Below are 8,649 nucleotides of genomic sequence, written 5' to 3'. Positions count from 1 at the left end.
TTAAAGTCTTGGACGCCACGAAAACTCAAGTCGAACGTCCCGACATGGCCGCGCGTGCTTATGCCGTTGCTTCTTGGCTTGGGAATGCCTTGAATTCCTCTGAAGGTGACCCTGCCAAATTAAAAGAGGGGATGAAAAAAGCCTCTTCCTTTCCCCTGGGTTCTCAAATTTTGCGTCCTGACCCCGAAACTCACAGGCCTAGCCGTCGAAAGGTCGCCGTCTTAACAGTGTGCAACGGCAACCTCGAAGTTTTAAGCGAACCTTTCTTGAATTCTTGCCTGAAATTGGAGCCTTAGTTGCAATTTTCTTTAATGGTTTCCTTCGTGGCGGGACGCAAGCTCCCGCCATACTTCTTCCAGGGAGACGTTCGCTGCTGCGAGTCCCACCAAGATGTGATATAAAAGATCCGAAGCCTCGTATATTACTTGTTTTGCGTCACCTAAAGCTAATGCAATGGCCAGTTCGACGCCTTCTTCTCCTATCTTTTGAGCGATCCTTGAAGGTCCTTCCTTAATGAGCCTGGCCGTGTAGCTTTCCATTGGGTCCGCTTCTTTTCGCTTGAGCAAATATCTCCAAAGCCTGCCGAAAAACGTGGCGTCGCCTTTTGGTTCTTCCGTCAGATTATTAAAGAAACAGCTCCTCTTTCCGGTATGACAGGCAGGCCCACATGGGTCTACCTTGACTAGCACGGCATCACCGTCGCAGTCGAGGCACAAATGTCGGATCTTCATCGTGTTGCCGCTGGTTTCCCCCTTGTGCCAAAGCTCGCCCCTGGAGCGGCTGAAAAGGTAAAGCTCGCTGCTTTCTAGCGTAAGCCTCAAGGCCCGCTCGTCGGCATAGGCCAGCATCAAAACCTCGCCGCTGACGTAATCCTGGACGACGACGGGGACGAGTCCGCTTTCATCATATTTAACTTTAATAGTATTTTCATTGGCATTTTCCTTCATGACCTTCACCACGTCTTTCTTACGGGAAAGCCCTCTTTTTCCAGGGCTTTTTTTACTTGTGCTATGCTGTAAACGCCGAAATGAAAGACCGACGCGGCAAGCACCGCATCAGCTCCCGCCGTTAGGGCTTCTATAAAATGAGTCAAGCTTCCCGCTCCGCCGGAAGCTATTAAGGGAACGTCTACGGCTTCTCTTACGGCTTCGATGAGCTTCAGATCGTAACCTGAGTCAGTGCCGTCTCGGTCTATGGAGGTAAGCAGTATTTCTCCGGCTCCCAGGCTGCATCCCTCTTTTGCCCACTCAATTACGTCTTTGCCGGTAGGAAGCGTTCCTCCCTTTGCGTAAACCTCCCACTTGCCTTTTTTGGTTGCCTTTGCGTCGATGGCGAGGACCACCGCCCGGTTTCCCAAGAGCAGGGCGCATTTTTTTATTACGTTCGGATCCTCCAATGCTTTCGTGTTTATGGAGATCTTGCTCGCTCCGAGCGCCGCGATGCTTGAAGCCCTTTCAGCCGAGTCCACGCCGCCGCCGACGATAAACGGTATCGATAATTTGTCTGCAACTTCTTTTATCCAATTTTCGTTCGTTTTTCCCTTTTCCCAAGAGGCGGATATGTCAAGAAAGACCAGCTCATCGGCTCCTTCATTCATGTATTTGACGGCCAGTTTGACGGGGTCTCCCAAGGGTTTTAGATTTTGAAAGCGCTTGCCCTTTACGACAAGGCCGTCTTTTATGTCCAGGCAGGGTATCACTCTTTTTTCACGCATTTGCTGCCTCCTCAAGAAGTGTTTTTAAATTTATGCTGCCGTCGTACAAGGCTTTTCCTATGACTGCTCCAAAGATGTTGAGCTTGGCCAAAGCCCATACGTCCTTTGCGGTGCCTATGCCTCCGGCTGCGATGATATTCATTTTCGGGGCTACCTTAAGCAGTTTTTCGTAAAGTTCTAGGTCGGGACCCCTTTTTGTCCCGTCCCTTTCTACCGCCGTCACCAATACGGTCTCATATCCCAAAGTTTTCAGATGCAGGATCGCTTCATCCGGCCTGATGGGCGCCGTCTTAAGCCATCCCGACAGGGCGATAAGACCCTTTTTTACGTCCAAAGCAGGTATTATCCGGGATTTAAAGGCAGTGAGCGCCTTTTCTGGGCCTTTATCCCAGATGAGACTTGCTATCATGACTTTGTCCGCTCCCATACTTAAAGCCATCTTTACGTCCGCGGGGCTCCTTAAGCCCCCGCCATAGTGCAGGCATTGAAAGAGATCCTTCATTTTCGGGATGACGTGCACGTTGACGGGTTTTCCTTTTTTTGCGCCCTCCAAGTCTACAATATGTATGTACCGTGACCCTGCTTCGGCCAGGGCTTTTGCCACCCTTAGGGGGTCATCGCTTATAGTGGTGGATTTGCCAAAGTCACCCTGGTATAACCTCACTACTTTGTTTTCGTATATGTCGATTGCAGGATAAATCTTCATGATTCATCACACTCGTTTTATAATGCTATTTGTTTTTGTCACGTGACGATCTCTTTGGTGCTTGAAGGTCTTTCAGAAGGTTTTAAAGCCTCTCTTAAAGCTCTGCCGATTCCTTTGAAGCTTGCTTCTGCCAGGTGGTGCGAGTTGTCTACGCAGAGGGCGTGAAGGTGAAGCGTCAAGGCCGCTTCTCGGCTGAAGGCGCGCCAAAATTCCGGTATGAGCTCCGTGTCGAAGTCGCCGCACTTGGGAGTAGGAAAGGTGCCCTTCCAAACCAAACTTCCCCTTCCGCTTAAATCTAAGGCTGCTATGACGAGCGTGTCGTCCATGGGCATGGCGGCCCAACCATATCTTTCCCTGGCTTCGGCCGTCCAAAGGTCTTTTAAGGCCTTGCCTAAAACTATAGCTACGTCTTCTACGATATGGTGGTCATCAACATGTGTGTCGCCTGAGGCATTGATCTGGGCGGAAATTCCTGCGTTAAAGAAAAAAAGCTCCAGCATATGCCTTAAAAATCCCACGGGAACGTCGATTTTTATGTCTTGCTGTTTTGGGGATAAAAAAACTTTTACGCTTGTTTCCTTAGTTCTGCGAAAAGCTTCATACATCTCCGGACCTCCTGACTTGATTTTTTATGCCTTCCGTTATGTTAAGACATTCTCGCCAGTAGGAAGCGCTTCCGTATCTTCGAGAGACGAGCTTCAATGAAACGGGACATACTTCCTCTAAGACGATGAGGTCATTTGCCTCAAGGGTCTTTCCCGTTTGGGTTATGTCTACGATACAGTCGGCTATGTTGAGCTGTGGAGCAAGCTCTACCGAACCGTGAAGCTTTATTATCTCGACGCGAACGCCCTTGGAGGCGAAATGCCTTTCGGCTATGTTTGGGTATTTAGTCGCCACGCGAAGCCACATGAGCTCCTTCTCGTGGCCGTCGAACCTGGATTTTAAGCTCCAAGGCCCTGCAACCACCAACCTGCACCGTCCAAGGCCCGTATCGGCCAGCTCGAGCAAGTTAACCGATACTTCCATCAATACGTCACTTCCCGCCAAGGCCAGATCGGTGGTGCCGTAATAGACGTAAAGTGGCACGTCCATTGGTTTTGCCAGGAAAAACCTGAAATTACCCTCGTCGATGGAAAGTTCCCTTGAGGCCTTTTCTAAGTTGTTCGTGGGAACTCCCGCCGATTTTAAGACCTTGATCGCATCTTTTTGAACTCTACCCGTCGGTAGGGCTATTTTAATCATAAATATCTCCTCCAAGAAAGTCGTCCAGAAAGGTCTCGTCTCCTGAAACTAAGTCGGTAATGCTTTTTTTGTTTAAGTTCAACAGCAGATTGCAACCCCTTTTCCTGGCCAGCTCCGACACCTCGGGAGCCCTTTCGCGCCACAGGATCTCCACGCAATAGCCTAAAGATGTGATCTCCTTAGCACATGCTAAAACCGAAGCCGGTTGGCTTCCCTGCGCCCAAAGAAGTATTTTTTGTGCCTCGGTAGTAGGCTTGGTCGTGTTTAAGGCAAGCACTTCTAAGTCCAGCGCGAAGCCAACAGCTTGGCCCAACATGCCGTGGCGTTCAAGCAGCGTGTCATATCTTCCTCCTCCCCCTATGGGGATGCCCGTATCTTCAAAGTAAACGTCGAATATGGGACCGCTGTAATAATCAAGTTCTCTTACGAGCGAAAGGTCAATGACTATACAGTCCCCGTAACCCATTTTGACAAGTTCCGCGTATATGGATTTGAGCGGTTCTATCGCTTCCTCGACGCCCTTTAAGAGCCGGGAGGCCCTATAAAGTATTTCGGCGTTTCCTTTAAGCCAGGGCAATTCCTCGAAAAAAATCGACAGAGGAGAAGGGGGAAGATCTCGGGCTATCCTTGCGTATTCGTCCATCTTTCCTTCTTCCAGGCAGCCAAGCAATGACATGGCGTAAGCGCGAGGCAAATATTTGATCGCTCGCTGTATTAAAGAAACATCTCCTAGGGCGATCCCTATCTTAGGGCAGTTGAGCTTGTTGAGGTAGGCCAGCAATAAACCTATGAGTTCGACGTCTGCTCCTGCTCCTTCCCACCCTATCAGTTCGGCTCCCATTTGAAGTCTTTCCATGTTTTTGTCAGGGGATTTGGGCCTTCGATATATTCGTTCCGTGTAGCACAACCGCAAGGGCCTTTCGTGAGCCTCAAAATGAGAGGCACAATAATCTACCACGCCTAAGGTGATATCGGCCCTGAGGGCACAGGGTTCTCCGTGAAAGGAGTTTGTGACGACTAATCTGTTTTGCAAGTTCGCGTTTACCTTAGCTGTTATGGCCTCGAGCAGCTGTAGTCCTGCGGGCCAAAAAGGCTTGTATCCGTAGGGTATGAAAGTATCCATGAAGTCCTTCCTTAAATCTTCCGCAACCATGGCTACGTCGCCTCCTACGTTTCTGCATCCCCGCGGAGTTAGCTTCACTTGAAATCCCCACCTTGTGCTGTATTTTTGCAGCAAATGACACTGCAAATTAACATTTTAATATGATATTCAAACGAGGAATTGCCTGACGGCAATGATATCATGGGTTTGACCTTATGTAAAGGGGTTAAAGTTCGAAGAAAGTCGACTTTGTGGGAAGACTTTGCTATTATTTAAAAAAGTAATAGGGCGTAAAAGTTGGGAAAGGCTTGAAAAATAGACTCCGGTCAGCTGCTTTTTGTAGATTTTAAAACAGGAGGATTTTTATGTCTAAGACCTCAAAGATCAAAAGATACAGATGTGCCGATTGCGGCGCTATAAGCCTCACCTGGAGCGGCAGATGTACGGCCTGCGGCGCTTGGGGAACGCTTTTTGAAGAAGTTGAAGTCCACCAAGGGGGTCCTAGATCTGGTTTTCGCGCAAAAAAACTTAGCCTAAAAGAAGTCAGGGAAGTCCTTCGTATTTCGTCCAAGAACAGTGAGCTGGACAGGGTCTTGGGGGGAGGATGGGTTGAGGGTAGCGTAGTGCTTCTTAGCGGTGAACCCGGGGTCGGTAAATCTACATTGCTGCTTCAAAGTGCCATAGCAATTGCCTCTGAAGGAAAAAAGGTCCTTTACGTTTCGGGAGAGGAGTCTCCTTCGCAAGTTGCTTCGAGAGCCAAGCGACTGGGAGCAAAAGACGAATCTTTGTTTTTGCTTTGCACCGATGATATCGATGAGGCCTTAGATGCTGCAGGAGACGTGGAGTTTTTGTTCGTGGACAGCATACAAACCATGAGGGACAAAAATGAAAACGGCTGGCCCGGAAGTCCCTTGCAGGTTAGAGTCACGGCTCAAAAGTGCATTGAATTGGCTAAAACTAGGGACGTACCGGTTGTGATGGTGGGCCACATTACCAAAAGCGGCCAGATAGCCGGGCCCAAGCTTTTAGAGCACATGGTGGACGTCGTATTGTTTTTTGAGGGCGATAAAACTTCGCGCTACAGGATTCTCAGGCCTGAAAAGAACAGGTTTGCAAGCTCCGACGAGATTGGAATATTTGAGATGACGGATGGCGGTTTGGTGCCCGTCTTCGACCCTAGCAAGATGTTTTGGAGTGAAACTCCCATTGCTGAGGCCGGCGTCGCGATGGGGATGGTACTTGAAGGATCGAGGCCTTTGGTGGCAGAATTTCAAGCCCTGGCCTGCTCAACGCCATTTATGTATCCTAAACGCACATCTCGAGGCATAGACGTCAACAAATTACACCTTCTTTTGGCTGTGCTGGAAAAAAGAGCGGGGCTTAGCGCGAGAAATTTTGACGTCTACGTCAACGTCGTGGGAGGCCTTACGACGAAAGATCCAGGGGTTGATTTGGCCCTTTCTATGGCCATAGCTTCATCGATCATAGATCGCCCGATACCTCCGGATGTATGTTTCATAGGCGAGGTGGGATTGGCTGGTGAAGTAAGACCAGTGGCACGGTCTTCTCTGAGGATGAGGGAAGCCGAGAGAATGGGCTTTAAAAAAATTGTCATGAGCAGGTATGAAAGAGTAGGAAAAAGCGGCAGTATAAGGCAAACAGGCGTTGAAAGCCTGAAAGAGGCGGTGAGGATGATGTTTCCATGAAACGCTTATTGTGTTTGCTTTTGTTGGTCGTCGCGTTACTTGCTTGTCAAGCCGGGGCTGCCGAAAAAAGCGCTTTGGTGATGGTTGTGCCCTTGGATGGTACCGTTGGGACCGTAATGGAGACCTACGTTATAGACGTGTTAAATCGCGCTGCAGAGGAGGCTTATCTGGTTGTCTTTGAACTTGATACTCCGGGAGGACTCGTTACGTCAATGACGGAGATAACCAAGCAAATAACGCAGGCTCGGGTTCCGGTGGTCCTGTGGGTTTACCCCAGCGGTGCCAGGGCTGCTTCTGCCGGTGCTTTTTTGGTAATGTCCGCTCACGTTGCTGCCATGGCGCCGGGTACCCGCATGGGAGCTGCTCACCCCGTGCTTGCCTCAGGTGGTGATGTTGATGATACGATGGGAGAAAAAATAACTAACGACCTTGCAGCGCAGATGCGCTCCCTTGCGAGTGCCAGGGGAAGAAACACCCATGTTGCTGAAAAGATGGTTACGGAAAGCCTTTCTTTGACGGCTGAGGAGGCGCTGAAAGCAGGCGTCATAGACTGCGTCGCAGCAGATCTAGAAAGCTTGATGGCCGCGATTGACGGGCGCACCGTAAACCTGGCAACAGGAGACGTTACTTTGGACTTGTCCAATTACAAGGTGTTTTACGAGGAAATGCCGGCACGCTTAAGAGCTCTGGAGTTCATCTCTCGTCCTGATGTAGCTTACCTGCTTTTGGTCCTGGGTATATACGCCATAATATTTGAGGTTCTTTCGCCCGGCGGGTTTGTAATGGGTGCGGCCGGAGCGATCATGGTGTTGCTGGGGGCTTATGGCTTGAGGATGCTGCCCTTAAACTGGGCCGGGGTCATCTTGCTCGTCGCGGGAATCATCGTCATGGTGCTTGATCTGTTTATAGGCGGCATAGGAATTTTAAGTGCCTTCGGAGCTGTGGCTCTTATCGTGGGTAGCCTCATAATATATAGGGCGCCGGGGGGTGAGCTCTTGAGGTTTTCTATGACGTTTTTGGCGGGTGCAATCATAGTTTTGTCCCTTTTCTTTGCCGTGGCAGCTTGGGCAGTTTTAAGGGCCATGAAGCGTAAGGTGGCTTCTGGCCGGGAAGAACTTGTGGGAATGACGGGTAAGGTCGTTCAGGATTTAAACCCAGAGGGCACGGTCTTTTGTCGCGGAGAATATTGGAAGGCCAAAAGCACCGACGGCAGCCTTATAGGCAAGGACGAATGGGTAGTGGTTGAATCCGTCGACGGCTTTGTATTGAAAGTCAAAAGGAATGACGGAGGGAGGAACGAAGATGTTAGACGCAATATTTGAGGCGATATTCAGCCTGGGAGGTTATCTGGGCGCGGTAATCATAATTATCTTAATCCTTACTTCGGCGATTAAGATAATCCCGGAATATCAGAGAGGTGTCGTCTTCAGGCTGGGAAGGGTTATGGATCCCAAAGGACCTGGGATCATAGTCATAATTCCGATAGTCGATAAATTGGTGAGGGTTGACCTTCGCGTGTTTACCATAGATGTCCCGGTGCAGGAAGTTATAACGAGGGATAACGTTCCCATAAGGGTGAACGCAGTCGTATATTTCCGAGTAATGGATCCGATCAAGTCCGTTGTGGCCGTCGAAAACTACATCATGGCCACCAGTTTGCTGTCTCAGACAACTTTGAGGTCCGTGGTTGGGGGATCCGAGTTGGATGAAGTTTTGTCCGAAAGGGAGAGGATCAACGTAGAGCTTCAGCGAATCATAGACGAGAGGACCGATCCCTGGGGCATCAAGGTGTCCGCCGTCGAGGTAAAAGAGCTTGAATTGCCCGATAACATGAAACGCGCTCTGGCCAAACAGGCCGAGGCCGAGCGAGAACGCAGGGCCAAGATAATAAACGCAGAAGGCGAATTTCAGGCCGCGGAAACGTTGTCACAGGCAGCGAAGTTGATGGAAGTTTCTCCAATTACTTTACAGTTGCGCTATTTGCAAACTTTAAAGGAAATGTCGAGCGAAAGAAATGCTACTATAATAGTTCCCTTCCCTGTTGAATTTTTGAATGCCTTTTCCAAGGGAGGCGCAAAAGAAAGTAAAAACAAGGATGAGCGTGAAGTTTAAGTATCCTGAAATTTGAGATCTTGATGTATAATTGTGCTCAGTTTCGCGTTAGAGGAGGTCGAAG

The 8,649-nt window shown here is 49.5% G+C and carries 9 protein-coding genes and 1 pseudogene; 4 read left to right on the top strand and 6 right to left on the bottom strand.

The window, feature by feature from the left end; all coding sequences use genetic code 11:
* Positions 1–296 (top strand): annotated as a pseudogene (locus Q7P41_RS02705) (hypothetical protein); the annotation flags it as partial.
* 12 nt (positions 297–308) lie between these two features.
* Here Q7P41_RS02705 and hisIE read toward each other — a convergent pair.
* From hisIE to Q7P41_RS02675, 6 genes are read right to left on the bottom strand one after another with little or no spacing between them, the layout of a single operon-like run.
* Complete coding sequence (gene hisIE / locus Q7P41_RS02700; RefSeq protein ID WP_303881933.1) at positions 309–947, bottom strand: bifunctional phosphoribosyl-AMP cyclohydrolase/phosphoribosyl-ATP diphosphatase HisIE; 639 nt, start codon at positions 945–947, stop codon at positions 309–311.
* Between the two features lie 5 nt (positions 948–952).
* On the bottom strand, positions 953–1,714 hold the full coding sequence (gene hisF, locus Q7P41_RS02695; protein ID WP_303881931.1) for an imidazole glycerol phosphate synthase subunit HisF: 762 nt from the start codon (positions 1,712–1,714) through the stop codon (positions 953–955).
* The gene (locus Q7P41_RS02690; protein ID WP_303881930.1) at positions 1,707–2,420 is read right to left on the bottom strand and encodes a 1-(5-phosphoribosyl)-5-[(5-phosphoribosylamino)methylideneamino] imidazole-4-carboxamide isomerase; all 714 of its coding nucleotides are present in this window, start codon (positions 2,418–2,420) and stop codon (positions 1,707–1,709) included. Before Q7P41_RS02690 ends, hisF begins: the two co-directional genes overlap by 8 nt.
* A gap of 38 nt (positions 2,421–2,458) precedes the next feature.
* Positions 2,459–3,025 carry an imidazoleglycerol-phosphate dehydratase gene (locus Q7P41_RS02685; RefSeq protein WP_303881928.1) on the bottom strand — a complete coding sequence of 189 codons (567 nt, stop codon included), beginning with the start codon at positions 3,023–3,025 and terminating at the stop codon, positions 2,459–2,461.
* Positions 3,018–3,665 (bottom strand): ATP phosphoribosyltransferase, encoded by a 648-nt coding sequence (gene hisG, locus Q7P41_RS02680; RefSeq protein WP_303881926.1) that lies wholly within the window; start codon positions 3,663–3,665, stop codon positions 3,018–3,020. Before hisG ends, Q7P41_RS02685 begins: the two co-directional genes overlap by 8 nt.
* Complete coding sequence (locus Q7P41_RS02675) at positions 3,658–4,866, bottom strand: ATP phosphoribosyltransferase regulatory subunit (protein WP_303881924.1); 1,209 nt, start codon at positions 4,864–4,866, stop codon at positions 3,658–3,660. Before Q7P41_RS02675 ends, hisG begins: the two co-directional genes overlap by 8 nt.
* Positions 4,867–5,132: 266 nt before the next feature.
* On the opposite strand from Q7P41_RS02675, the gene radA reads away from it, so the two are divergent.
* The 3 genes from radA to Q7P41_RS02660 are packed head-to-tail and all read left to right on the top strand — an operon-like array spanning position 5,133 to position 8,585.
* A complete protein-coding gene (gene radA / locus Q7P41_RS02670; protein ID WP_303881923.1) occupies positions 5,133–6,473 on the top strand; it encodes a DNA repair protein RadA in 1,341 nt (446 codons plus the stop codon).
* Positions 6,470–7,795, top strand: coding sequence for a nodulation protein NfeD (locus Q7P41_RS02665; protein ID WP_303881922.1), 1,326 nt, complete (start codon positions 6,470–6,472; stop codon positions 7,793–7,795). The genes radA and Q7P41_RS02665 overlap by 4 nt, the downstream gene beginning before the upstream one ends.
* Entirely contained in the window at positions 7,776–8,585 is an 810-nt protein-coding gene (locus Q7P41_RS02660; protein ID WP_303881920.1) for a slipin family protein, read from the top strand. Before Q7P41_RS02665 ends, Q7P41_RS02660 begins: the two co-directional genes overlap by 20 nt.
* The last annotated feature ends 64 nt before the right edge of the window (positions 8,586–8,649 follow it).

It is taken from the genome of Acetomicrobium mobile, assembly GCF_937920065.1.
This window is presented reverse-complemented; position numbering and strand designations above follow the sequence as displayed.

Excerpts from the sequence above, each read along its gene's own strand:
- Q7P41_RS02690 (WP_303881930.1), bottom strand. The coding sequence starts at position 2,420 with ATGAAGATTTATCCTGCAATCGACATATACGAAAACAAAGTAGTGAGG.
- hisG (WP_303881926.1), bottom strand. The coding sequence starts at position 3,665 with ATGATTAAAATAGCCCTACCGACGGGTAGAGTTCAAAAAGATGCGATC.
- Q7P41_RS02685 (WP_303881928.1), bottom strand. The coding sequence starts at position 3,025 with ATGTATGAAGCTTTTCGCAGAACTAAGGAAACAAGCGTAAAAGTTTTT.
- hisIE (WP_303881933.1), bottom strand. The coding sequence starts at position 947 with ATGAAGGAAAATGCCAATGAAAATACTATTAAAGTTAAATATGATGAA.
- radA (WP_303881923.1), top strand. The coding sequence starts at position 5,133 with ATGTCTAAGACCTCAAAGATCAAAAGATACAGATGTGCCGATTGCGGC.
- hisF (WP_303881931.1), bottom strand. The coding sequence starts at position 1,714 with ATGCGTGAAAAAAGAGTGATACCCTGCCTGGACATAAAAGACGGCCTT.
- Q7P41_RS02665 (WP_303881922.1), top strand. The coding sequence starts at position 6,470 with ATGAAACGCTTATTGTGTTTGCTTTTGTTGGTCGTCGCGTTACTTGCT.
- Q7P41_RS02660 (WP_303881920.1), top strand. The coding sequence starts at position 7,776 with ATGTTAGACGCAATATTTGAGGCGATATTCAGCCTGGGAGGTTATCTG.